Origin of the sequence: Stenotrophomonas sp. TWI587 (assembly GCF_039674145.1) — a bacterium.
Lineage (GTDB): Bacteria > Pseudomonadota > Gammaproteobacteria > Xanthomonadales > Xanthomonadaceae > Stenotrophomonas > Stenotrophomonas maltophilia_AY.
On sequence record NZ_JBDJMW010000006.1, the window covers coordinates 13,423 to 38,077 of the forward strand.

25 protein-coding genes are annotated in these 24,655 nt (G+C 68.0%); 15 read left to right on the forward strand and 10 right to left on the reverse strand.

Annotated elements, in window-relative coordinates; genetic code table 11:
* Positions 1-10 precede the first annotated feature (10 nt).
* From hemA to ppk2, 4 genes are read left to right on the forward strand one after another with little or no spacing between them, the layout of a single operon-like run.
* Positions 11-1,309, forward strand: coding sequence for a glutamyl-tRNA reductase (gene hemA / locus ABE464_RS11325; protein WP_346472030.1), 1,299 nt, complete (start codon positions 11-13; stop codon positions 1,307-1,309).
* Entirely contained in the window at positions 1,287-2,372 is a 1,086-nt protein-coding gene (prfA, locus tag ABE464_RS11330) for a peptide chain release factor 1 (RefSeq protein WP_346472031.1), read from the forward strand. The genes hemA and prfA overlap by 23 nt, the downstream gene beginning before the upstream one ends.
* A 25-nt stretch (positions 2,373-2,397) precedes the next feature.
* Positions 2,398-4,107 (forward strand): tetratricopeptide repeat protein, encoded by a 1,710-nt coding sequence (locus ABE464_RS11335; protein WP_346472032.1) that lies wholly within the window; start codon positions 2,398-2,400, stop codon positions 4,105-4,107.
* Between the two features lie 51 nt (positions 4,108-4,158).
* On the forward strand, positions 4,159-4,938 hold the full coding sequence (gene ppk2, locus ABE464_RS11340; RefSeq protein WP_346472033.1) for a polyphosphate kinase 2: 780 nt from the start codon (positions 4,159-4,161) through the stop codon (positions 4,936-4,938).
* 59 nt (positions 4,939-4,997) lie between these two features.
* On the opposite strand, the gene ABE464_RS11345 is transcribed toward ppk2, so the two are convergent.
* Together ABE464_RS11345 and ABE464_RS11350 are read right to left on the reverse strand one after the other, a co-directional pair.
* Positions 4,998-5,561 (reverse strand): TlpA disulfide reductase family protein, encoded by a 564-nt coding sequence (locus ABE464_RS11345; protein WP_346472034.1) that lies wholly within the window; start codon positions 5,559-5,561, stop codon positions 4,998-5,000.
* Positions 5,558-6,832 (reverse strand): YihY family inner membrane protein, encoded by a 1,275-nt coding sequence (locus tag ABE464_RS11350; protein ID WP_046271981.1) that lies wholly within the window; start codon positions 6,830-6,832, stop codon positions 5,558-5,560. The genes ABE464_RS11345 and ABE464_RS11350 overlap by 4 nt, the downstream gene beginning before the upstream one ends.
* 121 nt (positions 6,833-6,953) lie before the next feature.
* Here ABE464_RS11350 and wrbA point away from each other — a divergent pair, with 121 nt between their 5' ends.
* The 3 genes from wrbA (at position 6,954) to ABE464_RS11365 (ending at position 8,477) form a co-directional block, all read left to right on the forward strand.
* On the forward strand, positions 6,954-7,544 hold the full coding sequence (gene wrbA, locus ABE464_RS11355; RefSeq protein ID WP_019186096.1) for an NAD(P)H:quinone oxidoreductase: 591 nt from the start codon (positions 6,954-6,956) through the stop codon (positions 7,542-7,544).
* Positions 7,541-7,888 carry a DUF2069 domain-containing protein gene (locus ABE464_RS11360; protein WP_346472035.1) on the forward strand — a complete coding sequence of 116 codons (348 nt, stop codon included), beginning with the start codon at positions 7,541-7,543 and terminating at the stop codon, positions 7,886-7,888. Before wrbA ends, ABE464_RS11360 begins: the two co-directional genes overlap by 4 nt.
* 103 nt (positions 7,889-7,991) lie before the next feature.
* A complete protein-coding gene (locus ABE464_RS11365) occupies positions 7,992-8,477 on the forward strand; it encodes an asparaginase domain-containing protein (RefSeq protein ID WP_026070231.1) in 486 nt (161 codons plus the stop codon).
* 66 nt (positions 8,478-8,543) lie between these two features.
* Here the strand turns inward: ABE464_RS11365 and ABE464_RS11370 are convergent, their stop codons facing one another.
* From ABE464_RS11370 to sufT, 3 genes are all read right to left on the reverse strand, one after another.
* Entirely contained in the window at positions 8,544-10,289 is a 1,746-nt protein-coding gene (locus ABE464_RS11370) for a S8 family peptidase (protein ID WP_346472036.1), read from the reverse strand.
* Between the two features lie 422 nt (positions 10,290-10,711).
* Positions 10,712-11,809 carry a branched-chain amino acid aminotransferase gene (locus tag ABE464_RS11375; protein WP_346472037.1) on the reverse strand — a complete coding sequence of 366 codons (1,098 nt, stop codon included), beginning with the start codon at positions 11,807-11,809 and terminating at the stop codon, positions 10,712-10,714.
* A 57-nt stretch (positions 11,810-11,866) separates the two neighbouring features.
* A complete protein-coding gene (gene sufT, locus ABE464_RS11380; protein WP_313212203.1) occupies positions 11,867-12,418 on the reverse strand; it encodes a putative Fe-S cluster assembly protein SufT in 552 nt (183 codons plus the stop codon).
* 118 nt (positions 12,419-12,536) lie between these two features.
* Here sufT and ABE464_RS11385 point away from each other — a divergent pair, with 118 nt between their 5' ends.
* Positions 12,537-12,956 (forward strand): hypothetical protein, encoded by a 420-nt coding sequence (locus tag ABE464_RS11385; RefSeq protein WP_346472038.1) that lies wholly within the window; start codon positions 12,537-12,539, stop codon positions 12,954-12,956.
* Between the two features lie 198 nt (positions 12,957-13,154).
* Here the strand turns inward: ABE464_RS11385 and ABE464_RS11390 are convergent, their stop codons facing one another.
* Both ABE464_RS11390 and ABE464_RS11395 read right to left on the reverse strand, forming a co-directional pair.
* Entirely contained in the window at positions 13,155-14,606 is a 1,452-nt protein-coding gene (locus ABE464_RS11390; RefSeq protein ID WP_346472039.1) for an NAD(P)(+) transhydrogenase (Re/Si-specific) subunit beta, read from the reverse strand.
* A complete protein-coding gene (locus ABE464_RS11395) occupies positions 14,603-14,911 on the reverse strand; it encodes an NAD(P) transhydrogenase subunit alpha (RefSeq protein WP_123728423.1) in 309 nt (102 codons plus the stop codon). The genes ABE464_RS11390 and ABE464_RS11395 overlap by 4 nt, the downstream gene beginning before the upstream one ends.
* Positions 14,912-15,041: 130 nt before the next feature.
* Here ABE464_RS11395 and ABE464_RS11400 point away from each other — a divergent pair, with 130 nt between their 5' ends.
* Genes ABE464_RS11400 through ABE464_RS11410 form a run of 3 tightly spaced genes read left to right on the forward strand, consistent with a single transcriptional unit; the run spans position 15,042 to position 16,377 of the window.
* Positions 15,042-15,617, forward strand: coding sequence for an RNA polymerase sigma factor (locus ABE464_RS11400; RefSeq protein WP_346472040.1), 576 nt, complete (start codon positions 15,042-15,044; stop codon positions 15,615-15,617).
* Entirely contained in the window at positions 15,614-15,949 is a 336-nt protein-coding gene (locus tag ABE464_RS11405; RefSeq protein WP_346472041.1) for a hypothetical protein, read from the forward strand. The genes ABE464_RS11400 and ABE464_RS11405 overlap by 4 nt, the downstream gene beginning before the upstream one ends.
* A gap of 2 nt (positions 15,950-15,951) precedes the next feature.
* Positions 15,952-16,377: a DUF3106 domain-containing protein gene (locus ABE464_RS11410; protein ID WP_346472042.1), complete on the forward strand. Its 426-nt coding sequence runs from the start codon at positions 15,952-15,954 to the stop codon at positions 16,375-16,377.
* 77 nt (positions 16,378-16,454) lie between these two features.
* On the opposite strand, the gene ABE464_RS11415 is transcribed toward ABE464_RS11410, so the two are convergent.
* Both ABE464_RS11415 and ABE464_RS11420 read right to left on the reverse strand, forming a co-directional pair.
* Positions 16,455-17,537 carry an NAD(P) transhydrogenase subunit alpha gene (locus ABE464_RS11415; protein ID WP_346472043.1) on the reverse strand — a complete coding sequence of 361 codons (1,083 nt, stop codon included), beginning with the start codon at positions 17,535-17,537 and terminating at the stop codon, positions 16,455-16,457.
* Positions 17,538-17,608: 71 nt separating this feature from the next.
* Positions 17,609-19,930, reverse strand: a complete 2,322-nt coding sequence (locus tag ABE464_RS11420; protein ID WP_346472044.1) for a DUF1631 domain-containing protein — start codon at positions 19,928-19,930, stop codon at positions 17,609-17,611.
* A gap of 331 nt (positions 19,931-20,261) precedes the next feature.
* Between ABE464_RS11420 and ABE464_RS11425 the strand changes: the two genes are divergently transcribed.
* From ABE464_RS11425 to ABE464_RS11440, 4 genes are read left to right on the forward strand one after another with little or no spacing between them, the layout of a single operon-like run.
* On the forward strand, positions 20,262-20,837 hold the full coding sequence (locus tag ABE464_RS11425; RefSeq protein ID WP_346472045.1) for a nitroreductase: 576 nt from the start codon (positions 20,262-20,264) through the stop codon (positions 20,835-20,837).
* A 28-nt stretch (positions 20,838-20,865) separates the two neighbouring features.
* Positions 20,866-21,804, forward strand: coding sequence for a 5'-3' exonuclease H3TH domain-containing protein (locus ABE464_RS11430; RefSeq protein WP_346472221.1), 939 nt, complete (start codon positions 20,866-20,868; stop codon positions 21,802-21,804).
* On the forward strand, positions 21,801-22,352 hold the full coding sequence (locus ABE464_RS11435) for an NUDIX hydrolase (RefSeq protein WP_346472046.1): 552 nt from the start codon (positions 21,801-21,803) through the stop codon (positions 22,350-22,352). The genes ABE464_RS11430 and ABE464_RS11435 overlap by 4 nt, the downstream gene beginning before the upstream one ends.
* A complete protein-coding gene (locus tag ABE464_RS11440; protein WP_346472047.1) occupies positions 22,345-23,154 on the forward strand; it encodes an N-formylglutamate amidohydrolase in 810 nt (269 codons plus the stop codon). The genes ABE464_RS11435 and ABE464_RS11440 overlap by 8 nt, the downstream gene beginning before the upstream one ends.
* An 81-nt stretch (positions 23,155-23,235) precedes the next feature.
* On the opposite strand, the gene ABE464_RS11445 is transcribed toward ABE464_RS11440, so the two are convergent.
* Positions 23,236-24,642 carry an MFS transporter gene (locus ABE464_RS11445; RefSeq protein WP_346472048.1) on the reverse strand — a complete coding sequence of 469 codons (1,407 nt, stop codon included), beginning with the start codon at positions 24,640-24,642 and terminating at the stop codon, positions 23,236-23,238.
* Positions 24,643-24,655 lie beyond the last annotated feature (13 nt).

Here is a 24,655-nt window from a genome sequence, read left to right on the forward strand (position 1 = left end):
CAACTGAACAATGACCCTGTGGGTGCTCGGACTGAATCACCAGACCGCGCCAGTGGAACTGCGCGAACGCGCCTCCTTTGGCGGCGACGCCCTGCCCCAGGCATTGGCGTCGCTGCGCGATACCCCACAGGTGGCCGAGGCGGTCCTGCTCTCCACCTGCAACCGCACCGAGCTGTACGCGGTGGCCGAATCCGGTGATGCACTGGCGCAGTGGCTGGAGTCGCACGCTGGCACCTTGCATGGGTACCTCTACCAGCACGCCGACGCCGATGCGGTCCGCCACCTGTTCCGGGTCGCCACCGGACTGGACTCGATGGTGCTGGGCGAGCCGCAGATCCTGGGCCAGGTGAAAGATGCCTGGGCTCTCGCGCGCGATCACGGCCTGCTCGGCCAGCGCCTGGACCGGTTGTTCCAGCAGACCTTCTCGGTGGCCAAGCGCGCCCGCACCGATACCCGCGTGGGCGCCAATCCGGTCTCGGTGGCCTCCACCGCGGTGCGCCTGGCGCAGAACTCGTTCGCGCGACTGGAAGATTCCACCGTGCTGCTGGTCGGCGCCGGCGAAACCATCGAGCTGGCCGCGCGCCACCTCAGCGAGGGGCGCGTGCGCCGGTTGTTGATCGCCAACCGCACCCTTGCCCATGCGCAGGAGCTGGCCAGCCGCCACGGCGGTGTGGCCTTGCCGCTGAGCGAACTGGACCGTCATCTGGGTGAGGCCGACGTGGTGTTCTCGGCCACGGCAGCGCGTGAGCCGGTGATCACCCGTGCCCACGTGGCTGCCGCGCTGAAGAGCCGCAAACACAAACCGATGCTGCTGTTCGATCTGGCCGTGCCGCGTGATATCGAGGCCGGCGTGGGCGAACTGGCCGACGCCTTCCTGTACACCGTGGATGACCTGGAGCGCGCGGTCGAAGACAACCGCCGCAGCCGCCGGGAAGCCGCGGCCGAGGCCGAAGCGATCATCGAGCTGCAGGTTGCCCGCTTCGTGGAGACCCTGCAGGCCAGCGTGCACCAGGCGCCGCTGCGGCAGCTGCGCGCCTATGGCGAAGCAACCCGCGTGGAGATGCTGGAGAAGGCCCGCCAGCAGCTGGCCCACGGCAAATCACCCGAGGAAGTGCTCGAGCTGCTCGCGCACGGCCTGACCAACCGCCTGCTGCACCCGCCCACCGCCGCCCTGCGCGCGGCTGCGCTCAGCGGCGATACTGAACTCACCCGCGCCGCCGAGCGCCTGTTCCCGGCCAAGCCGGGGTACCAGCACCCTGCCGTGCGTACCGATGTAGCGAAGAACGATGACGCCGACCCTGCGCCGTAAGCTGGAAGCGCTGGCCGAGCGCCGCGAAGAACTTGAACGCCTGTTGTCCGACCCCGCCGTGGTGGGTGACAACGACCGGTTCCGCGCGCTGTCGCGCGAGTTCTCGCAGCTGGAGCCGGTCGCCAACGCACTGGCTGACGAAGCCCGTGCCAAGGCCGACCTCGCCGCCGCCGAAGCGATGCGCGAAGACCCGGACCTGCGCGAGCTGGCCGACGAGGAAATCACCGCCGCGCAGCAGCGCCTGCAGCAGCTGGACGAGGAACTGGCTCTGCTGCTGGTGCCGCGCGATCCGCGCGATGACGGCAACCTGTTCCTGGAAGTGCGCGCCGGCACCGGCGGTGACGAGGCGGCGATCTTCGCCGGCGATCTGTTCCGCATGTATGCCCGCTATGCCGAGCGCCAGGGCTGGAAAGTCGAAATCGAATCGGACAACCCCGGCGAACACGGCGGCTACAAGGAAGTCGTGGCGCGCGTGGTCGGCCGTGGCGCGTTCTCGCGGCTGAAGTTCGAATCGGGCACGCACCGCGTGCAGCGCGTGCCGGCGACCGAATCGCAGGGCCGCATCCATACCTCCGCCGCGACGGTGGCGATCATTCCCGAGGCGGACGACGTCGAGGACGTGGTGATCAACCCGGCCGACCTGCGCGTGGACACCTACCGCTCCTCCGGCGCGGGCGGCCAGCACGTCAACAAGACCGAATCGGCCATCCGCATCACCCACCTGCCCACTGGCGTGGTGGTGGAATGCCAGACCGAGCGCAGCCAGCACGCCAACCGCGACAAGGCAATGAAACGCCTCAAGGCGCAGCTGCTGGATACCGAGCGCAGCAAGCAGGCCGCCGCCCAGGCCGAAAGCCGCCGCCTTCAGGTCGGCAGTGGCGACCGCAGCCAGCGCATCCGCACCTACAGCTTCCCGCAGGGCCGGATCACCGACCACCGCGTGGAAGGCCTGACCCTGTATGACCTGCCCAACATCCTGACCGGCGATCTCGATGCGCTGGTGAGCCGCCTGACCCACGAACACCAGGCCGACGAGCTGGCCCGACTCGCGGAAGGCAGCTGAGCATGATCGCCGCGGGGCGGCCGCGATGAGTGGCGATCCACAGCGTCTGCAGCTGCGTCAGGCCGTGCAGCGGCAACCGGCCGATTTCATTGCGTGGGTGATGCTGGCGGATGCCGAGCTGGAAGCCGGCGATGTGCGCGCTGGCGAACAGGCCGCCACGCGCGCGCTGCAGCTGCGCGGCGACCATCCCGAGGCGCTGGCCCGGCTGGGGCGCGCGCGCTGGATGCAGGGCCGCCATGGCGAAGCCGCCACGCTGCTGCGCCAGGCGGCGGACCGCGCCCCACACCATCCCGGCATCACCCTGTGGCTCGGCCACGCACTGGAAGATGCCGGTCAGCCCGAAGCGGCCGCCGATGCGTATCGCCATGCGCACCGTCTGCTGCCGGGCGAACCCTACATCACCGCGCAGCTGCTCAACTGGCAGCGCCGCCTGTGCGACTGGCGCGATCTGGAGCGGCTGTCGGCGCAGGTCCGCCAGGCCGTCGCGCAGGGCCAGGCCGTGGTCGAGCCGTTCGCCTTCCTCAGCGAAGACAGCAGCGCCGCCGAGCAGCTGGCCTGTGCGCGGCAGCGTGCGGCGACGCTGGCCGAGGGCATCCCGCGGTTGCCGCCGGCCACGGTGCGCGCGCACGGCACGCTCAAGGTCGGTTTCCTTTCCAACGGCTTCGGCGCGCATCCGACCGGCCTGCTGACCGTCGCGCTGTTCGAGCAGCTGCGCGCGCTGGGCATGCTGGAACTGCATCTGTTCGCGCTCAACGCCGATGACGGCAGCAGCATCCGTGCGCGCCTGCAGCAGGCGGCGACCACACTGCACGATGTCAGCGCGCATCCACATCAGGTGATCGCACGCCGCATCCGCGATGCAGGCATCGATGTGCTGTTCGATCTGCGCGGCTGGGGCGGCGGCGGCACCCCGCAGGTACTGGCGATGCGCCCGGCCCCGGTGCAGGTCAACTGGCTGGCCTACCCGGGCACCTCCGGCGCGCCCTGGATCGATCATGTGCTGGCCGATGCCTTCGTGCTGCCCGAGGCGCTGGCACCGGCCTTCAGTGAGAACGCGCGGCGTCTGCCGCGCGCGTTCCAGCCCTCGGACAACACGCGTGCGCTGGAACCGGTGCCTTCGCGGGAGGACTGCGGCCTGCCTGCGCAGGGCGTGGTGCTGTGCTGCTTCAACAACAGCTACAAGCTCAACCCGCGCAGCATGCAGCGGCTGTTCGCGGTGCTGCAGGGCGTACCCGGCAGCGTGCTGTGGCTGCTGTCCGGCCCGGGCAATGCCGATGCGCGGCTGCGCAGCGCGGCACGCCAGGCACAGCTGGATCCGGCGCGCCTGGTGTTCATGCCGCGCCTGCCCCACCCGGAGTACCTGGCGCGTTATCAGCACGCCGATCTGTTCTTGGACACGCACCCGTACAACGCCCACACCACCGCCTCCGATGCACTGTGGGCCGGTTGCCCGGTGCTGACCTGCCCCGGCGCGACGTTCGCCTCGCGCGTGGCGGGCAGCCTCAACCATCATCTGGGCATGCACGACTTCAACGTGCCCGATGACGCGGCGTTCGTGGCCACCGCCGTTCGGCTCGGCAACGATCCGGCCGCGCTGCAGGCGGCGCGTGCCACGCTGGTACACCGGCGCCAGGACAGCGGCCTGTTCGACATGGCCGATTTCGCGCGCGACATCACCGAAGTGATCCATTCGCTGGCACGCGAACGTGGCTGGCAGGGCCCACACACCGCCTGAGCATCGGCTGCGCTAGGCTCGGGCTTCCCTGTGAATCACCGAGGTACGCCGATGGGCAAGCTCAAGCGCAAGGAGTACCAGGCCCTGCTGGAACCCATGCAACTGGAACTGGCGGCCATGGCGCGCTGGGTGCAGCACACCGGGCAACGCGTGCTGGTGCTGTTCGAAGGCCGCGATACTGCGGGCAAGGGCGGTGCGATTCAGGCGATCGCCGAGCATCTCAATCCGCGCCAGTGCAAAGTCGTCGCGCTGCCCAAGCCGACCGATCGCGAAAGCACCCAGTGGTATTTCCAGCGGTATGTTTCGCACCTGCCCGCGGCCGGCGAGATCGTGCTGATGGACCGCAGCTGGTACAACCGCGCGGGTGTCGAGCATGTGATGGGCTACTGCACCGAGGCGCAGTACCGCAGCTTCCTGGCGCAGACGCCGGTGTTCGAGAAGCTGCTGATCGACGATGGCATCGTGCTGTTCAAGTACTGGCTCAGCGTGGACCAGGCACAACAGGAAAAGCGCTTCGCCGAGCGCCACCTCGATCCGCTCAAGGGCTGGAAGCTGTCGCCGGTGGACCTGGAATCACGCAGCAAGTACAGCGCCTATACCGAGAGCCGCGAAGCGATGCTGCGCGCGACGCATAACGAGGATGCCCCGTGGACGCTGGTGGACTTCAACGACCAGAAGCGCGGCCGGCTGGGCCTGATCCGCAACCTGCTGGACCGCCTGCCCGATACCCGCGTGGACGAGCCGGTGCTGGCGCTGCCGCCGTTGAAGGGCAAGCTGCACAAGGAGCACTTCGGCGTGCTGAAGCCGATCGAACCCTTCGTCACCACGTAGATCCACCGCGCGCAGCGGGGCAAAGGCGTGCCGGCCATCCACCGGCACGCCCGTCAGGCTCAGCCTTCCTTGATGCGCGCTTCGATGTCGTGCGCGGTGACCGGGCCGAGGAATTCCTTGGCGACCTTGCCGTCCGGCGCGATCAGGTAGGTCATCGGCAGGCCGCGCGGGATCGCGAAGTCTTCCGGCGGGTTGTAGGTATCCACGATCACGATCGGATAGGTGACCGGGCGCTTCTCCAGGAAGGCCTTCATCTCGGCCGGTTCGATGTCCTCGAAGGCCAGCCCGACCACTTCGATCTCATTGCGCATCGCGTGCAGCGCCGAAAGCTCGGGCATTTCCTTGCGGCACGGGGCGCACCAGGTGGCCCAGAAGTTCACCACCACCCACTTGCCGCGGTGCGCCGCCAGATCGTAGTCGGTGCCGTCCAGCGCCTTGGCTTTCAGCGTCGGCTGTTCGACGGTCTTGCGCTCGGTGGCGGGTACTGCCTCGGCCGGCGGTGCGGCGGGCTCGCTGATCGGGGCCGGGGCGGCGGGCGCGGTGGCCTCGCTCTGTGCGGCGGGCTTGTTGCAGGCGGCCAGCGTCAGCAGGCCCAGGGCCAGCAGCAGGGGCTTGGCGGTCATGGTTTGTCTCCGGGGGTCGAGTAGATGTCGCTGACGCGGCGTTTGAGCAGTTCGCGCAGCGGCAGGCGCAAGGTGTCCAGCGCGGCCACCGAGGCGGTGCCGAGGCTGTCGTCGCGATACGGCAGGTAGGCTTCCTTGATCGGGATCCGCATCTGCGTGGTCTCGTACAGGTCGGCCAGGGTGAGTTTGTCCAGGTCGCGCGCGAGCAGCCATTCGCCCTGCTCGTCGCGGCGCACCACGCGGATCGCTTCCAGATCGCAGAGCAGCGTCTGCAGCAGCGAGTCGGTCAGCATCGGCTCCAGCCGCAGGATTTCATCGTCATCCAGGCTGCGGCCATCTGCACGGGCCTGGTGGAAACGGCCGATCAGGCGCAGCAGACCATAGATTTCATACCCCACCGGCAGGCGCAGGTCGGCTGGCTGGTAGCGGAAGGCGGCGATCGAGGAGGCCAGCGAGGCCCCCAGCAGCACCGAGACCCAGCACAGGTAGATCCACAGCAGCAGGATCGGTACGAAGGCGACCGTGCCGTAGAGCTTCTGGTAGGACTGGAAGCTGCCCAGGTAAGCGCCCATGCCCCACTTCACCAACTCCAGCATGATCGCGGCCAGGATCGCGCCGGGAATGGCATGCCGCCATTTGACCGTGTGGTGCGGCACCACGCGGTAGACGAGCATGATGCAGAGGAACTCGATCAGGATCGGCGCGACCGTCAGCGAGACGTTGGCCAGCCAGCGGCCTTCGCTGGTGCCGAACAACGGCAGCGCGAACACCCGCGCCGAGACCGCCAGCGAGGCCGCAGCCAGCATCGCGCCGAGGGTGAGCACGGTCCAATACACCAGGAAGCGGGTCAGCTTCGGCCGGGTCGAACTCACCCGCCAGATCTGGTTGAAGGTTTCTTCCACGCTGTTGAGCGTGATCAGCAGCGATACCACCAGGGCGATGAAGCCGGCAGCAGTCAGTTGCCCGGCGCTGGCCGAGAATTGCCGCAGGTAGCCTTCTGCGGCGCGCGCGGCGTTGGGCACGAAGTTGGAGAACACGTAATCGCTGAGGGTGTCGCTCCAGCGATCGAACACCGGGAACGCCGAGAGCACCCCGAACACGACGATGGCCAGCGGCACCAGCGCGAACACCGTGGTGTAGGCCAGCGACGCGGCCGCCTGGAACAGGCGGTCATCCAGGAAGCGGCGCCACAGGAAGCGGCCGAAGCTGATCGTGCGCGCACGGTCCCGGACGCGTTCGATCCACAGGTTGATCGTATCGAGAGGTTCCATCGGCGCAAGGGTACCCGATGACGGGTGTGGGGCATGCACGCCCGCTCACAGTGACCGGCCTCGCCCTGAGCGGGCAGCGTTGCCATACTGGCTGCATTGGACGCAACGAGATGAAAGCGAAATGGCGGAGATCCTGGTGCTGTATTACAGCCGTGGCGGTTCAGTGGCACGGCTTGCCCGCCAGATTGCGCGCGGCATCGGCGAGGTGCCCGGCATGAGCGCGCGGCTGCGCACGGTGCCGCCGGTGGCGGCGGTGACGCAGACGGCGCTGCCACCGGTGCCCGAGGATGGCGCACCGTATGTCAGCGTGGCTGATCTGGCCGAATGCACGGGGCTGCTGCTGGGCAGCCCGACCCGGTTCGGCAACATGGCCGCGCCGGTGAAGCACTTCCTGGACGGGCTGGGCGCGGAGTGGGTCAACGGCACCCTGGCCGGCAAGCCGGCCGGCGTGTTCACATCGACCGCGTCGCTGCACGGCGGACAGGAGTCGACACTGCTGTCGATGCAGGTGCCGCTGCTGCACCACGGCTGCCTGATCGTCGGGATTCCCTTTACCGAGCCTGCGCTGAGCCACACCACCACCGGCGGCACGCCATACGGCGCCAGCCACGTGGCCGGCGCGGACGACAACCCGGTGCCGAGCGAGGATGAGAGCATCCTGGCCCGGGCGCTGGGGCGGCGGGTGGCCGATATCGCCCGGCGGCTGGCGTGAGCACGCGGGCGCAGGAGATCGTCCTGGCGCTGCTGCTGGTGGCGCTGGCAGTGCTGTTCGCGGTGTGGTTCGCGCAGGACAAACATTGGCTGGCCTCCCAGCTGGTGTTTACCCTGCCGCCGCTGCTGCTGGCACTGGGCGTGCTGCTGCGGCGGGGCAAGGCGATGTTCTGGGCCGGGGTGTTGGCGCTGTTCTGGTTCAGCCACGGGGTGATGAGCGCCTGGAGCCACCCGGACGTGGCGCTGTGGGGCTGGATCGAGCTGGGGCTGGCCCTGGCGGTGATCGAGGTCGCCAGCATGCCGGGGCTGCGCCGGCGCTTCGGGCGGAAGACGACGGCTGGCTGACCGCCCGGCGTCGCACGCCTGCATCGGGCGGGCGGCAGCCGTATCATCTACGGGTCGGCGCGGCGGTTCCGTGCCCTTCTGTCTGGTACCCAGGATGCTTGCAATGGAAGAACTACTGATCATCACCACCGGTGGCACGATCGACAAGATCTACTTCGACGACAAGTCGGATTATCAGATCGGTGATCCGCAGATCGGGATGATCCTGCGCGAGCTGGGCGTGACCTTCCGTTTCAATGTGATCCCGATCCTGCGCAAGGATTCGCTGCACATCACCGACGAGGACCGCGAGTTGATCCGGGCCACGATCGCCGCGCAGCCGACGCGGCATGTGCTGGTCACCCACGGCACCGACTCGATGGTGCAGACCGGCCAGGTGCTGAAGTCGATCACGGACAAGACGATCGTGATGACCGGTGCGCTGAGCCCGGCGCGCTTCCGCGGCTCGGATGCGGAGTTCAACATCGGGTGTGCGATCGGTGCGGTGCAGTCGCTGCCGAGCGGCGTGTACATCGCGATGAACGGCCGGATCTGGAATCCGGAACAGGTACGCAAGAACGTGGCTGCCAACCGCTTCGAAGCGGCGTGATTCCTGTTGATTGAACGAACGCCCCGGCATGCCGGGGCGTTCTGCGTTGGTGCGATGGGAAAGCGATCAGTACTGCGCGGTGAGGCTCAGCCCGGAGAAGGTCGAGTAGGCCTTGACCCGTACGTGCCAGGTGCCGGCCGCCGGCGACGCGATCGTGCAGGTCTCGTTGTTGCCGCTGAGGTAGGGGCGGCAGGTGTAGACAGTGTCGGTCGGGGCACTGCCGGAACGAACGTAGAGGTCGGCATCGCCGCTGCCACCGGCGATGGTGACCTTCAGCTGGCTGCTGCCCGACGGCACGGTCACGGTGTAGGCCAGGGAGGCACCGCTGGCGGCGCCAAGGCCGGTGACCGGGACGTTGTTCTGCAGCACGTTGCCAGTGCCAGGGTTCGGGTTGGTCCCACCCAGGGCCGCCGTCACGGCCGCATCGGCATCGACAATGCCCGCGCCGCAGCCGCCGGAGCAGGCGCCCGGCAACGGACGTGCGGTGCTCTTGAGCAGGCTTTCGATGGCCGCCGGGCTCAGCGCGGTCGGCGCGACGGACTGGACCAGCGCGACCACGCCGGCCACGTGCGGGGCTGCCATCGAGGTGCCGTTGTAGGAGGCATACGATGCGGTGCCCGGGACCGTGGTGCCGCTGTTGAGGGTGGAGAGGATGCCCTGGCCCGGCGCGGAGATGTCGATGCCGGCACCGTAGTTGGAGAAGCTGGCGCGGGCGCCGGCCGACGTGGTCGCGGCAACCGCGATCACGTTGGCGCAGTTGGCCGGCACCGAGGAGGAGACGTTGGTGTTGCTGTTGCCGGCCGCGACGACCACGGTGGTGCCGCGCGAGACGGCGCCGTTGATCGCGGTCTGGTAGGTGGTGGAGCAGGTGCCACCGCCGCCGAGGGACATGTTGATCACTTCGGCGGGGTTGGCATTGGCCGGGACGCCGCTGACGGTACCGCCGGAGGCCCACACGATCGCGTCGGCGATGTCGGAGGTGTAGCCGCCACACTTGCCGAGCACGCGCACCGGGACGACCTTGGCGTTGAACGCCGTGCCCGCCACGCCGGTGCTGTTGTTGGTCACCGCCGCGACGGTACCGGCCACGTGGGTGCCGTGCCAGCTGGAATTGGACGCAGGAATGCCGGAACCACACTCGTTGGCGGCGTACCAGTCGCCCTCGTCGTTGGGATTGTTGTCGCGGCCACCGCCGTCGCGCGCCATCGCCGCGTCACTGATGAAGTCATAGCCGGGCAGGAGGTTGGCGTTGAGATCGGGGTGGTTGGTGATGCCGGTGTCGATCACCGCCACCACCACGCCGCTGCCGGTGGCCTTGTCCCAGGCCGGGCGCACGTTGATCGAGGCGTTGCTCGTACCGAAGCCCCACTGTTCGGAGAAGCGGGTGTCGTTGGGCACCAGCGTGGCCTGCATGAGCTGATCGACCTCGACGTATTCCACGCCCGGATCTGCCGCCAGACGGCGCATCAGCAGCTCGGCTTCGGCGCGGTCCAAGGGCCGGTCGGCCTTGACCACGGTCGGGCCGATCGCCAGCTGGCGCAGCTTCTGCAGCCCCAGCGCGCGGCCTTGGGCCGCCGGCACCGCGGCGGCGGCGGCCTTCAGCGAACTGGCCAGCGCGGTCGGCGTTGCGACCTCGCTGCTGCCATCCTTGTACTTCACGATGAAACGCTGGTGGGTCGGCGCCGAAGACAGACCGCTCAGCTGCACATCGCCGGCAAAGGCCGGGGTGGCCAGCAGCAGGCTCGACATGACAGAGGCGCCCAGTACAACCCATGCACGGTGACGCAAACGGTGTTGCGAGACATGAGACATCGGATTTCCCTTTCAGACAGTGAATGCCGTCGTCGCGGCTGAGAATCCAGGTCCGATCCGGGGGCTGCTGGAAGCGATGGCGCGGATCGGGCCCGGTGATTGGATCGGTTCCCCTGAGATCAAACCGCCCGTTCCGACGCTAGTGGCTCACCGCACGATCAACAATGTTTCAGCTGCACTTCAGTGACATGAAATGTCGGATTTGAGACTTTCTGTGTCGAGGGTTTGTGAAAGTGAAGGCGTGGGGGAAGTTTTGAACGGTCGCATTGCGTCAACGAATGTCCGAAATGGCTGTCAATGTCCTCTCCGACAGGACAACACTTGCGCATCAATGGCTTGCGTCGTTGCCACCGCAGGACAGGCAACAAAAAACCCGCCTGTCACCAGGCGGGTTTGGAGGTCTCAACGCGGATCCGCCGGGATCAGGCGTCCAGGCGGACCAGCCAGCCATGACGGTCCGGCAGGCGGCCGTACTGGATGTCGGTCAGCTCCTTGCGCAGCGACATCGTCACTTCACCGGCCGGCGCATTGATGTCGCCCACCGAGAAGCCTTCGCCCTTGAGCTGGCCGATCGGGGTGACCACCGCAGCGGTGCCGCAGGCGAACGCTTCCACGATCTCGCCGGAGGTCACGCCGTCCTTCCACTCCTCGAGGGTGACCTTGCGCTCTTCGACCTTCATGCCGCGGTCGCGGGCCAGCTGCAGGATGCTTTCACGGGTGATGCCTTCCAGGATGCTGCCCGACAGCGACGGGGTCACCAGGGTGCCGTCCTTGTAGACCAGGAACACGTTCATGCCACCCAGTTCTTCCAGGTACTTGCCTTCCACCGGATCCAGGAACAGCACCTGCGAGCAGCCCTGCGCCTGCGCCTTCTGCTGCGGCAGCAGCGAGGCGGCGTAATTGCCACCGCACTTGGCCGCGCCGGTGCCGCCCTTGCCTGCGCGCGCGTATTCGGTGGACAGCCAGATCGACACCGGCGCCACACCCTTGGCGAAGTACGGGCCGGCCGGGCTGGCGATCACGTAGTAGCCGGCCTTGTGTGCGCCGCGCACGCCGAGGAAGGCTTCATCGCCGATCATGAAGGGACGGAAGTACAGGCTGGATTCGTCGGCCGACGGCACCCACGACGCGTCCACGGCGATCATCTGCTTGAGCGATTCGACGAAGATGTCCACCGGCAGTTCCGGCAGCGCCAGGCGCTGGGCCGAACGCTGCAGGCGGCGACCGTTGGCCTCCGGACGGAAGGTCCAGATCGAGCCATCGGCGTGGCGGTAGGCCTTGATGCCTTCGAAGATTTCCTGACCGTAATGCAGCACCGCGGCGGCCGGGTCCAGCTGCAGCGGGCCATACGGGCGCACCACGGCATCGTGCCAGCCGGTGTCCTTGTCCCAGCGCACTTCCACCATGTGGTCGGTGAAGTGCAGACCAAAACCGGGGGCGGCCAGGATGCGCTCACGCTCCTCGCTGCTGCGCGGCTGGGCGGAACGGGTGGTGTTGAAGCTCACGGAAGACTGGGACACCGGATATTTCCTGTTCTGGTTACGGGGAACGCCGTGACGCCGGCTGGCGATGGGCGGTTACAGCATGCCGGTTTCGAGCCGGGCGGCCTCGGACATCATGTGACGGCCCCACGGCGGGTCGAACACCAGCTCGACGTCGGCCTCGGCCACCGTCGGGATCATTTCCAGCTTGCTGCGCACGTCATCGACGAGGATCTCGCCCATGCCGCAGCCGGGGGCGGTCAGGGTCATCTTGATCTCGACCTCGCGCTGGCCGTCGTCCAGGTGCTTGAGGTCCACTTCATAGACCAGGCCCAGATCGACGATGTTGAAGGGGATTTCCGGATCGAAACAGGTGCGCAGCTGCTGCCACACCAGTTTTTCGACCTCCTCGTCGGAGGCATCGGCGGGCAGTTCCAGCGCCGGGGGCGCCTCCTTGCCGATGGCATCGCCATCCTTGCCGGCGATGCGGAACAGATTGCCTTCGACAAAGACGGTATAGCTGCCACCCAGGGCCTGGGTGATGTAGCCATAGCTGCCAGCGGGCAGCGTGACCGTTTCGCCCTGCGGGACCATGACGGCCTCGCAGTCGCGTTCGAAGTGGACGGGTTCACTGCTACGGGAGTACATGTGGATCGATATGGGGGTCGCGGCCAATTCCCGCAAGGCACCCATTTTAGCCCAGTGGCCGCCCACGCGCCGGTCACCCCGCAAGCCGGTATCCTGTGGGGACTTACAGGAAGATTGCATGTCGCCCACGTCCGTGCCTGTCCGGAGCCGCCACTGGCTCTGGCCCCCGATGTTGCTGCTTGGTGTTGTCACGGCCACGTTGGCCTGGTTGTTCATCGCCCTGCTCACCGGCCGCCAGGCCGGCTGGATGGCGGTACTGGCCGCATTGGACATCGCGTTCATGCTGCGCCTGGGCACCCTGCGCGCGGGGAAGACCCGGGTGGTGCTGACCCTGATGGCGACCCTGCTGGTTGCGCTGGCGGCCAACTGGGGCATCGCCTCGGCCTACCTTGGCGGCTCGATGGGCCTCAATCCGTGGGAATCAGCGTTGCGCATGGGGCCCTATCTGGCCGCCACCCTGATCGGCCTGGCCAACGGCGCGGCCCAATGGCTGTGGCTGGGCGTGGCGCTGGTCGTGGGTTGGTGGATAGCAAGGTGACGTCATCGCATTCGCGCCGCCGCTCCGTCGGTAATGCCAGCTAGCAGGCGGCTCTCCTGCGCGCTGTCAGAATGCAGCTGGAGGAGAGCCCCCTGAGTCAGGGGGCGGCGCCGAAGGCGCGGGGGTCTGGGTGCTGATGAGTCCGGGCCCGCGTTTTGCGCAGCAGAACGTGGGGCGTCAGCGCGCATGCGATGACGTTTACCCGCCGTCTAGCGCCTTCAGCTCGCTGACCAGCGCGCTCGCCGCACCGGCGCCATCGCCGTACAGCATGCGGGCGTTGTCGGCATAGAACAGCGCATTCTCGATGCCCGCAAAGCCGGTGCCCTTGCCGCGCTTGATCACCACCACGTTGCGCGCGTTGACCACGTCCAGGATCGGCATGCCGTAGATCGGGCTGGCCGGGTCGGTACGCGCCACCGGATTGACCACGTCGTTGGCGCCGATCACCAGCACCACGTCGGTGTTCGGAAATTCCGGGTTGATGTCGTCCATGTCGGCGATGAGGTCGTAGGGCACGCCCGCCTCGGCCAGCAGCACGTTCATGTGCCCCGGCATGCGCCCGGCCACCGGGTGGATCGCGAACTTCACCTTGATGCCGCGATCGATCAGGCGCTGCGCCAGCTCCCACACCTTGTGCTGCGCCTGGGCCACGGCCATGCCGTAGCCGGGCACGATCACCACGCGCTCGGCGAAGGCCAGCATCGCGGCCACGTCGCTGGCCTCGATGGGCTTCTGCGCGCCGCTGATTTCCTGCGCCACACCGCCGCCGCCAAAGTTGGAGAACAGCACGCCGCTGATCGGCCGGTTCATCGCCTTGGCCATCAAACGGGTCAGCAGGATGCCGGCTGCGCCGACCATCATGCCGGCGATGATCAGGGCCTCGTTGCCGAGCACGTAACCCTCGAAGGCCACCGCCAGGCCGGTGAATGCGTTGTACAGCGAGATCACCACCGGCATGTCCGCGCCACCGATCGGCAGCGTCATCAGTACGCCCAGCGCGAGTGCGACCACGAAGAAGCTGATGATCGCCACCGGACTCAGGGTGACCGCTGCCCAGATGCCCAGCACCACCATCGCCAGCGCGACCAGCAGGTTGAACACCTGTTGCCCCGGGAAGGTGACGCGGCGGTCGAGCCGACCGTCGAGTTTGGCCCAGGCGATGATCGAGCCGGACAGCGACACCGCGCCGATCGCCGAGCCGATCACCGCCAGCGCCAGCACGGTGGAGGACGGCTGGCGCGCGGCGAGGTCGGCCAGCGCCTGCTCGCTCCAGTGGGTGGTATCGCGGTTGGTCAGGAACGAGAAGCGCAGCAGCTCGACCGCACCGATCGCCGCCGCCGAGCCGCCGCCCATGCCGTTGTAGAGCGCCACCATCTGCGGCATGTCGGTGATCGCCACACGCTTGGCCGACCACCACGCCACGCCGGTGCCGATCGCCACCGCCGCGAGGATCAGCGGGATGTTGTGCAGGTCCGGCAGGAAGAACGTCGCCACCGTGGCGATCAGCATGCCCAGTCCGGCCCAGCGGATACCGCTGCGCGCGGTCATCGGCGAGGCCATGCGCTGCAGGCCGAGCAGGAACAGGGTCGCGGCGACCAGATAGCTCACCTGGACCAGCCACTGCAGCAGTTGCGCGGTGGTCACGTTCAAGGCGCCTTCTCCCCGGTGTCGCGCTTGGCGCTGGGCTTGAACATGTCGAGCATGCGCTCGGTCACCACGTAGCCGCCGGCCGCGTTGCCCGCACCGAGCACCACCGCGATGAAGCCGATGATCTTTTCCAGGGGGGTCTGCGCGTGCCCCAGCACCACCATCGCGCCGATCAGCACGATGCCGTGGATGAAGTTGGAGCCGGACATCAAAGGGGTATGCAGGATCACCGGCACCCGCGAAATGATCACGTGGCCGGCAATGGCGGCCAACATGAAGATATACAACGCCACGAACCCGTCGCTCATTGCAGTCACTCTCCCAGGCGGTCATCCCGTCCCCTGCATCATAACCATGCGCTGAACCAATCGGGCAGGCCGGTCAACCGCGCCCGCCCTGGGGCGTTCTCACGGTATCCCCCTGCCGGAACGCTACCCTGTGTTGGTGAGCTCTCCCCTACCGTCGACGGATGCCGACCTGCCCGCCCCTGCCGAGGTGGCGCTGCCGGTGTCGCTGGATGCGTTCCTGGCCGGCATCGGACCGCGCGCGTTCCGCTTCGCCGAGGCCGGCCTGCGCCAGCGCGACGACGCGCTGGATGCGGTGCAGGACAGCATGCTGAAGATGCTCGGCTACCGCGACAAACCCGCCGCCGAGTGGGCGCCGTTGTTCTGGAGCATCCTGCGCCGCCGCGTGGTGGATCTGCAGCGCCGCCGGGGCTTCCGCCTGACGTTCTGGCGCAGCAGCGACGAGGCCGGTGGCGACCATGACATCGACTGGGCCGACAGTGCACCCGGCCCGGCCCAGGCACACGAACAGCGCGACCAGTACGCACAACTGGTGCAGGCGCTGCGCGAGCTGCCCGCGCGCCAGCGCGAAGCGTTTACCCTGCGCGTGCTGCAGGACCTGGACGGCGCCACCACGGCCAAGGCCATGGGCTGCAGCGAAGGCGCGGTCAAAACCCATCTTTCGCGCGCCCGACAGGCGCTGCAGCAGTCTCTGGAGATCGCCCTGTGAACCGCCCCCTGCCCCCTTCGATGCAAGACGATGCCGCCCTGCGGCAGCTGCATGCGCAGGCGCTGGATACGCTCTCGCCGACCACGCTGGCGCGGCTGCGCAGCGCGCGTCATGCCGGCCCGTCGGCCAAGCGGCACACCCCGTCCTGGTGGATGGCCACGGCCTGTTCGGCGGTGGTCGCGCTAGCGTTGGGCTACAGTTTCCTCCTCGGCGACACGACCGCTCCGCCGGCACCGGTCGTGGCGAGCGCGGCCGATGACGGCAGCGATGTTCTCGACGAAAATCCCGATCTGTATGTGTGGCTGGGCAGCACCGACCTGGCAATGGAGTGAAGATGAAACTGCGACTGTCCCTGGGGCTGGTAGTGCTGACGCTGAGTGCGCCCGGCTGGGCCCAGACCGCCCCGCTGCCGGACTGGGACAAACTCAGCCCGCAGCAGCGCGAGGCGTTGATCGCGCCGGTGCGTGACCGTTGGAACGACGCGCCGGCGCCGCAACGCGAGCGCATGCTGCAGCACGGTCAGCGCTGGCTGACCATGACCCCGGAACAGCGCGCGCAGGCGCACCGGGGCCGCCACCGTTTCGAGAACATGACGCCGGAGCAACGTGAGCAGGCGCGCGCGCTGTTCGGCCAGATGCGCAGCATGACCCCGGAACAACGGCAGGACCTGCGTGATCGCTGGACACGGATGACCCCGGACGAGCGCAAGGCCTGGCTCAAAGCCAACCCCGCGCCGACACCGACACCGCCGAAGCGCTGAGCATTTAACGGAGCATTTAACGGGGACGGAGGGGATTATTAACTACCTCCGTCCCTGTTATTTCAGTCCCTGTTATTTCAGGCGGCGACCCAGCGGGTTTTCGCGAGCAGTTCGTCGTCCCAGTCGAAGGTGACAGCGCCGTCTTTCAGGAACAGCGCGACGAAGTTGTAGACGTTGCGGGCGTACATCTCGCTGGCGTGGACTGCGCCCTGGCTGGCCAGATTGAGCGGGCCGTCGATGAGCACACCGTCCAGATCCACCACCTCGCCTGGCTGGGTGGCTTCGCAGTTGCCGCCGGTTTCCGCGGCGAGATCGACGATCACGCTGCCAGGCTTCATGCCACGCGCCATCGCGGTGCTGACGATCTTCGGCGCCGGCCGCCCGGGAACGGCAGCAGTGCAGATCACCACGTCCACCGTGCGCAGATGCTCGCCAAGGCGACGCTGCTGCTCGGCACGTTCCTCATCGGTCAGCGGGCGCGCATAGCCGCCTTCGCCCACCGCGCTGACGCCCAGGTCCAGGAATTTGCCGCCCAGTGATTCGATCTGCTCGCGGGTTTCCGGGCGCACATCGAAGCCTTCCACCTGCGCGCCCAACCGGCGCGCGGTGGCGATCGCCTGCAGCCCGGCCACACCCGCACCCACCACCAATACCTTGGAGGGACGGATCGTGCCGGCAGCGGTGGTCAGCATCGGAAAGAAGCGCGGCGCGCGCTGGGCCGCGATCAGGGTGGCCTTGTAACCGGCCATGCCGGCCTGCGAACTGAGCACATCCATCGATTGCGCACGTGTTGTGCGCGGCAAGCGCTCCAGCGGGAAGGCCTGCAGGCCACGCGACTGGATCAGGCCGGCGCGCTCGGCGTCGGCCTGCGGATGCAGCATGCCGATCAGGCTGGCGCCGGATTTCAAGCGGGCAAGGCGGTCATTGGACGGCGGCTGCACGCACAGCACGATGTCGGCCTGGGCCAGGCGGGTATCATCGGCGGACTGTGCCCCCACGTCCTGATAGGCCGCATCGGGGAAGCCCGCAGCCAACCCGGCGCCGGGCTCGAAGGACACGCCCGCACCCAGCGCGACCAGCTTGCGCGCCGTTTCCGGCGTCATCGCCACGCGCCGTTCTCCCGGCGCATGTTCCTTTACCACCAACACCTCGACAGCCATGCCTGTCCCCGACGATCAGCGGATTGTGGGCTGATCGTAACCCGATCGTCAGGCCAAGGTGGCCCCCGGGGTCAATGCACGGTGGCGTTCTTGGTATCCAGGCGATCGATCACGCCCTGCATGGCACTGTCGAAGGCGCCGTCATCGATATGCGCGCGCAGACGCCCCAGGCGCACCATCACCGCCAGTTCTTCCGGCGAGGCCACGCAGAAGCGCACCCCGCGCCGGTTGACGAACAGCAGGCGCTGGGAAATCGGACTGACCCAGGACAGCTTGCCCGCCTGCACCTTGCCGTCCTTGTCGACGAAATCCAGCCAGCTGCCGATCTCCAGCCCGCGGAAGCGGTCGGCATCGGCATTGTCGAAATCGCTGACATCCACCTTGCTGCCCAGCTCCACCGACGCCGATTCCTGCGCCGGCGGCGAAGGCAACGCCACCTGCGGCAGTTCGGGCAGCGCGCGTTCCAGCTCGGGGCGCGATTCGGCGATGCCCTGCAGGGTGTCGTGCAGCGCATCGATGGCACTGGTGGCCGCATCGGCATGCACGCCGACACTGGCAAACACCTTGCGCAGCGCGGGATGCCAGGCCTGCAGCCACGGCTTGCCGACGATATGGCGGCGCGCCTCGGCCACTTCATCCAGGATGCCATCGGCCAGGCTCAGCGCCTCACCGACCGAAGCGCCGTCTTCGCCTTCGCGCAGCACGGTCAGGGTCAGATGGTGCTGCCACGGCTGGCGCAGGAATTCACCGATCGCCTGCGGCAAGGTGGTATCGCCGATGCGACGGTCCAGTTCGGTGCTGGCGCGCTGGCGCGCCATTTCGAGCTTTTCCTGGCCGCGCTGGGTTTCGGCGGCACGCCGCTCGGCGATCTCGATACGGCGGCGGTGCTGGGTCAGGAACTCGCGGAATTCTTCTTCCAGGGTGAGGAAGATCGCCAGGTTTTCGTTGAACTCGGCCACCAGACGCTCGATGATTTCCTCGACCTTGCCCATCAGCACGCGCTCGGCCTGGCTCTCGCCGGTGTTGCCTTCGCAGGCCTCGGCCAGCGAGTTGAGCAGCTTGCGCGCCGGGTGGGTTTTCTGCACGAACATGCGGCGGTCGAGCATGGCGACCTTGACGAAGGGCACCACCAGCCGGCCGATCAGCTCGCGCGAGCGGCCCTCCAGGTCGCGCTCATCGAGCATCACATCGAACAGCATACCGACCAGATCGATCGCGTCTTCGTCCTGCGGGTCCAGCCGCGCCTGCGCGGGATCCACCCCGAGCCGGGTCGCGCCGGACAGCACTTCACTCTTCAACCGCTGCGCCAGCGATTCGCCGTCCTCGCCGATCGCCGCGCGCAGGGTAGCGCTCGGCGTGGCCTGCAGCAGCGACAGCACCGACATCATCTCGCGCTGGCTCAGCGGGCGCTGCTGGCCCACCGCAACGCTGGCCGCCGAGGTGGCGTCCTCGCGCACATGGCGGGTCTGCTGCAGCAGTTCGTGCAGCGCATCGAGCAGCATGCCTTGATTGCCACCGAGGCTCTCGCCCGCATCGCCGGACAGCTCCTGATGACCGGCTTGGGCACCCTGCAGGCGGCCGCGGCTCTCGGCCCAGCGGTCGGCGAAGCGGCGGGCCCAGGCCGGTGCCTGACCCTCCTCGCTGCCGCCCCCTACGGTGTCCGGATCGAATCCATCGAACGCGGCATCGCGGTCCGGGCGCGGCGGCGGCGAGGGCGCGCGCGGCGGTGGCCGGCGCGCGGCCATCTGCGGCATCACACCCGCAGCGGCCAGTTGTTCATCCAGATAGTCGTAACGCTTGCCGATCGGCTGCTGGAGGTCGCGCTCACACAGCTTGATCAGCACCAGCCGCACTTCCGGGGCCAGTTCACAATCGGCGAAGGCTTCGTGGATGGCCACGCCGATATGCTCGGGGCTGATCGGATTGGTATCGGCGTTGAACTCCAGCCCCCCGGCGATCACACCCAGGCGGCGGTCCAGCCGCGAGAGCACCGGCTTGAAGTCACGCAGCAGCACGGTGGCGAAGTTGCGCACCGCCAGCCGGGACTCCAGCACGTGTTCAGGGACCAGGCTGAGACCATCTTCGATCTGACCGGCCAGCGTGGCTTCGGCCGACAGCGGGTCGCCCCGCTCCAGCCCGTCCCAGCCTTGCTCCAGGTGAGCACGGAACCCGGCCACGATGTCGTCCCGGCGGCGGCGCAGCTCGCGCATGCCATCCAGGAACAGCAACTGCGACGCGCCGGCGGTACCGGCACGGTCGAACAGCACGTCATCAAAGCGCGCCAGCACCGTCGAGAACGACTCGACCAGCCCTGGCAGCACGGCCTCACGGGCCATCTTCAACAACGCCGGGTCACGGCCCGGGTGCCCCCCTACATTGGGCGTGGCGATCATGCGAGAAGGCTCCCCACCTTCACAGGTACTGAGTGCAACATGGATACAACGAACGCCGGCGCACCCCATGCGCCCACGTTCGGAGGATAGGCCGGCCGACCGGTCAGAGACAGTGAAACAGTCGACACTTTAGACCTCATTACCGGTGACCCGGCAGGCCTTGTATCGTAAGCGCAGCAGGGCGTGGAAGCGAGTACAGCCACGTGAAGGAAGTCCGCTGATTAGGTGATGTTCATCACGCTTTGTCGCAAATTGCACCGAGATCGCCCAAGGCCGTGTCACAAACACGGACGACTATAATCGGGGCATCGTGAAGCCTGATTGAGAACCCATGTCCGTCCCCCCCGCTCTGCATGCCCTGGACGCCCGTCGTTCGGTCCCCGCCAAGCAACTGGGCGAACCCGGCCCGGATCCGGACACCCTGTCGCGGATGCTCACCTCGGCGGTGCGCGTACCCGACCACGGCAAGCTGGTGCCCTACCGCTTCCTGCGGATCACCGGTGATGCACGTCACAGTCTGGGTGCGTTCCTGGCCGAGCGCGCCGTCCAACGCGACCCCCAGGTGTCCGCCGCCCAGCTGGACAAGGACCGCCAGCGTTTCTCCCATGCCCCGCTGATCATCACCGTCATCGCCAGCCCGCGGCCCAGCCCCAAGGTGCCCGAGGCCGAACAGCTGATGACCGCCGGCTGCGTCTGCTTTGCCCTGCTGCAGGCCGCGCAGGCATTCGGCTTCGGCGCGCAGTGGCTGACCGCCTGGATGGCCTTCGACCCGGCCGTGCATGCCCACCTGGGCCTGGCCGAGGGCGAGCAGATCGCAGGCTTCATCCACATCGGCACGCCGAAGACCGAGGTACCCGAACGCGAGCGCCCGGACCCTGCCGCGCTGCTGCAGGACTGGGAGGGCTGAGATGTCCGCCCTCGCTGCCGGCCCCGGCATGGCATCACCGCCGCTGCGCGCGCCGTTGTACCTGGTCGATGCCAGCCTGTATGTGTTCCGCGCGTGGCATTCGATGCCCGATGAGTTCCAGGATCAGCAGGGCTGGCCGACCAATGCCGTGCACGGCTTTGCGCGGTTCCTGCTCGACCTGCTCGAGCGCGAGCGCCCGGCCAACATCGCCATCGCCTTCGATGAAGCTCTGGACAGCTGTTTCCGGCACCGGATCTACGCCGCCTACAAGGCCAACCGCGACCCCGCGCCCGATGCGTTGCGCCGCCAGTTCGCGCACTGCAAGGCGCTGTGCACCGCGCTTGGTCTGCCGGTGCTGGCCCACCACGAATACGAGGCCGACGACCTGATCGGCAGTGCCCTGCATGCGCGCCGCGACGCCGGCATGAGGGGGGTGATCATCTCCGCCGACAAGGACCTCTCGCAGCTGCTGTTCGAACACGACGAGCAGTGGGATTACGCGCGCAACCAGCGCTGGGGCATGGCCGGGGTCAAAGCCCGCCACGGCGTGCATGCGCACCAGATCGCCGACTATCTGGCGCTGTGCGGCGATGCGGTCGACAACATTCCCGGCGTGACCGGCGTGGGTGCCAAATCCGCTGCGGTGCTGCTGGCCCATTTCGGCAGCCTGGACGTGCTGTACGAGCGTCTGGACGAAGTGCCCTTCCTGCGGCTGCGCGGAGCGGCGCAGATGGCGGTGCGGCTGCGTGAACAGCGCGAGCACGCGCTGCTGTGGCGCCAGCTGACCACCATCGCACTGGATGCGCCGCTGGGCGGCGCTGCCGTCGATTTCAGCCGTGGCGTCGCCGATGCGCAGATGCTGCAGGGGCTGTGCGATGCACTGCGGTTCGGGCCGTTGACCCGGCGCCGCCTGTTTACCGCCGCCGGCCTGTCCGATTCTTCTTCCGTTGCCAGTGAGTTCGCATGAGCCCCGATACGCAAGCCCCGAAGGTCGTGTTTGAAGGCAAGTACCAGCGCATGGTCGTGCGCGGCACGTGGGAGTACAGCGAGCGCACCCACGCCGGCGGTCTGGCCGCGATCATCATCGCAGTCACCCCGCACGACACGGTGCTGTTCGTCGAACAGTTCCGCGTCCCGCTGCAGGCCAGGACCATCGAGATGCCGGCCGGCCTGGTCGGCGACATCGATGCCGGCGAGTCGATCGAGATCTCGGCCGTGCGCGAGCTGGAGGAAGAAACCGGCTGGACGGCCGATCACGCCGAGGTGCTGATGATCGGCCCGACCTCCTCCGGTGCCAGCAGCGAAAAAATCGCCTTCGTACGTGCCACCGGCCTGCGCAAGATCGGTGAGGGCGGTGGCGATGCCAGCGAAGACATCACCGTGCACGAGATTCCGCGCGCGCGCGCCGCCGCGTGGCTGGTCGAGAAAATGGGCGAGGGTTACGAGCTGGACGCCAAGCTGTGGGCTGGCCTGTGGATGATCGAACACCATCTGGACGGCACCCCGCGTGGCTGATGCGTTTGCCCATCCGCACACCGGTGCGTCACTGCTCGGGCCGGACGACCCGGCGCCGTTCACCGTGCATCAGGCACAGGGCCGCTCGTCGTATCTGCTGATCGCCGACCATGCCGGCCAGCAGGTGCCGGCGGCGTTGGCCGAACTCGGCCTGCCGCAGCGCGAACGGGACCGACACATCGGCTGGGACATCGGCATCGCCGGGGTCACGGTTGAACTGGCGCGCCTGCTCGATGCGTGGGCGATCACGCAGACGTACTCGCGGCTGGTGATCGACTGCAACCGGCCGCTGGCCTCGCCCACGCTGATGCCGGCGATCAGCGACCTCACCGTGATTCCCGGCAACCAGAACCTGTCAGAACGGCAGCGCCAGCAGCGCATCGACGCGATCCACGCGCCCTACCATGCACGCATCGATGCCGAGCTGGACGCGCGCCAAGTGCAGGCCCGGCCGACGTTGCTGGTGATGATGCACAGCTTCACGCCGGTGATGAACGACGCCGCGCGGCCCTGGCATGCCGGCGTGCTGTACCACCGCGATACGCGCTTTGCGCGTGCCCTGCTGCAGGCGCTCCGCGAAGAAGGGGACCTGGTGGTGGGCGACAACCAGCCCTACGCGGTCAGCAGCACGAGCGACTATGCCGTGCCGGTGCATGGCGAAGGCCGCGGGCTGGTGCACGTGGAACTGGAGATCCGCCAGGACCTGATTGCCGATGCCGCCGGGCAGCAGGCCTGGGCGCAGCGCCTGGCACGCATCTTCACCGCGCTGCAGCCGCAGCTGGAGGCACTGCCGCGCCCGTGATGCATGCGGTGAGCGTGCGATAGCAGCTGGTTCGCCAGACGGGTCAACAGGTCCCGATTGCTGCGGCCTCCGTCGATGGGCTCAACGGCCCGGACGCAGCCACAGGGCCACGCCCACACCCAGCAGCGCGAACACGGCCGCACCGTACTGCGCATGGATCATGCCCTGCAGCGCCGCCTCACTGCTGGCACCGGCACTGCCGCGACCGGCGTTGGCCAGCATCACCAGCAGCGCCAGGCCCAGCGCGCCGCCGATCTGCTGCGCGGTGGCCGCCATGCCCGAGGCCACGCCCTGCTGCGTGGCGGGCACGCCCTGCCCGGCCACGATCCACATCGCCGTCCAGGTAATGCCCTGGCCGAGGCTGAGCACCACGATGCCCGGCAGCAGCGCCCAGTAGGTGGCGCCATAGGGCAGCGCGACGGCGACTGCGGCGATGCCGATCGCACCGGCCAGCATGCCCACCGTCAGCACCTGGCGCGGCGAACGCTGCGCGAGCATGCGTTCGGCGATGCGGATGCCGAACGTGCACACCAGTGTCGGCGGCAGGAACGCCAGGCCGGCCTGCAATGCACTCCAGCCGTAGCCATCCTGGTAGTACAGCGCCAGGAAGTAGTACTGCACACCGTAGCTGCTCATGAACAGCATCGTCAGCAGCATCGCCGCGCGCAGGCTGCGCAGGCGCAGCAGCGAGAACTGCATCAGCGGGTCGCGGCTGCGGCGTTCGATCTGCACGAACGCGGCCAGCATCACCGCCGAGACGACCAGGCAGATCAGCGTGCGCGGCGCCGACCAGCCCCATTCCGGGCCTTGGACCAAGGTGGTGACCAGCAGGCTGCCGCCGAGGGTGACCGTCACGCAGCCGGCCAGATCGAACGAGCGGCCCGCCAGCGGCGCAGGATCGCGCGGCAGCCACCAGCCGCCGAGCAGCGCGCAGCCGCCGGCAAATGGCACGATCACCAGCAGGACCGAGGCCCACCCGAAGCTCTGGGTCAGCACGCCACCGAGCAGCGTGCCCAAGGCCAGGCCGCCGGCGCTGGCCATCGACCAGATCGCCAGCGCGCGATTGCGCGGCGCGCCTTCGGCGTAGATCGTGTTGATCAGCGCCAGCGTGGCCGGGAACAGCAACGCCGCGCCGATGCCCTGCACGGCCCGGGCCGCGATCAGCAGCCACGCGCTGTTGCTGAACCCACCGACCAGGGAGGCCAGCGCGAACAACGCCATGCCCAGCCGGTAGACCCGGCGGCGGCCCAGCAGATCGGCCGCGCGGCCGCCCAGCAGCAGGCAACCACCGAACGCCACCGTGTAGCCACTGACGATCCACTGCAGCTGCTGGGCATTGATGTGCAGCTGCGCGCCCATCTCGTGCAGGGCGACAAAGATGATCGTGGAATCCAGTGCGATGATCAGCTGGGCAGTGGCCAGCAAGGCCAGGGCGAGGCGCGGGAACGCCGGCGCCGGTGCGCCAACGGGGGTCAGGGGGGAGGTCATGCCGACTCGGTGG

Coding starts and splice junctions, on each gene's coding strand:
- prfA (WP_346472031.1), top strand. CDS start 1,287: ATGACGCCGACCCTGCGCCGTAAGCTGGAAGCGCTGGCCGAGCGCCGC.
- ABE464_RS11410 (WP_346472042.1), top strand. CDS start 15,952: ATGAAACTGCGACTGTCCCTGGGGCTGGTAGTGCTGACGCTGAGTGCG.
- ABE464_RS11385 (WP_346472038.1), top strand. CDS start 12,537: ATGTCGCCCACGTCCGTGCCTGTCCGGAGCCGCCACTGGCTCTGGCCC.
- ABE464_RS11425 (WP_346472045.1), top strand. CDS start 20,262: ATGTCCGTCCCCCCCGCTCTGCATGCCCTGGACGCCCGTCGTTCGGTC.
- ABE464_RS11435 (WP_346472046.1), top strand. CDS start 21,801: ATGAGCCCCGATACGCAAGCCCCGAAGGTCGTGTTTGAAGGCAAGTAC.
- ABE464_RS11430 (WP_346472221.1), top strand. CDS start 20,866: ATGGCATCACCGCCGCTGCGCGCGCCGTTGTACCTGGTCGATGCCAGC.
- ABE464_RS11365 (WP_026070231.1), top strand. CDS start 7,992: ATGGAAGAACTACTGATCATCACCACCGGTGGCACGATCGACAAGATC.
- ABE464_RS11370 (WP_346472036.1), bottom strand. CDS start 10,289: ATGTCTCATGTCTCGCAACACCGTTTGCGTCACCGTGCATGGGTTGTA.
- hemA (WP_346472030.1), top strand. CDS start 11: ATGACCCTGTGGGTGCTCGGACTGAATCACCAGACCGCGCCAGTGGAA.
- ABE464_RS11420 (WP_346472044.1), bottom strand. CDS start 19,930: ATGATCGCCACGCCCAATGTAGGGGGGCACCCGGGCCGTGACCCGGCG.
- ppk2 (WP_346472033.1), top strand. CDS start 4,159: ATGGGCAAGCTCAAGCGCAAGGAGTACCAGGCCCTGCTGGAACCCATG.
- sufT (WP_313212203.1), bottom strand. CDS start 12,418: ATGTACTCCCGTAGCAGTGAACCCGTCCACTTCGAACGCGACTGCGAG.
- ABE464_RS11395 (WP_123728423.1), bottom strand. CDS start 14,911: ATGAGCGACGGGTTCGTGGCGTTGTATATCTTCATGTTGGCCGCCATT.
- ABE464_RS11350 (WP_046271981.1), bottom strand. CDS start 6,832: ATGGAACCTCTCGATACGATCAACCTGTGGATCGAACGCGTCCGGGAC.
- ABE464_RS11445 (WP_346472048.1), bottom strand. CDS start 24,642: ATGACCTCCCCCCTGACCCCCGTTGGCGCACCGGCGCCGGCGTTCCCG.
- ABE464_RS11415 (WP_346472043.1), bottom strand. CDS start 17,537: ATGGCTGTCGAGGTGTTGGTGGTAAAGGAACATGCGCCGGGAGAACGG.
- ABE464_RS11335 (WP_346472032.1), top strand. CDS start 2,398: ATGAGTGGCGATCCACAGCGTCTGCAGCTGCGTCAGGCCGTGCAGCGG.
- wrbA (WP_019186096.1), top strand. CDS start 6,954: ATGGCGGAGATCCTGGTGCTGTATTACAGCCGTGGCGGTTCAGTGGCA.
- ABE464_RS11345 (WP_346472034.1), bottom strand. CDS start 5,561: ATGACCGCCAAGCCCCTGCTGCTGGCCCTGGGCCTGCTGACGCTGGCC.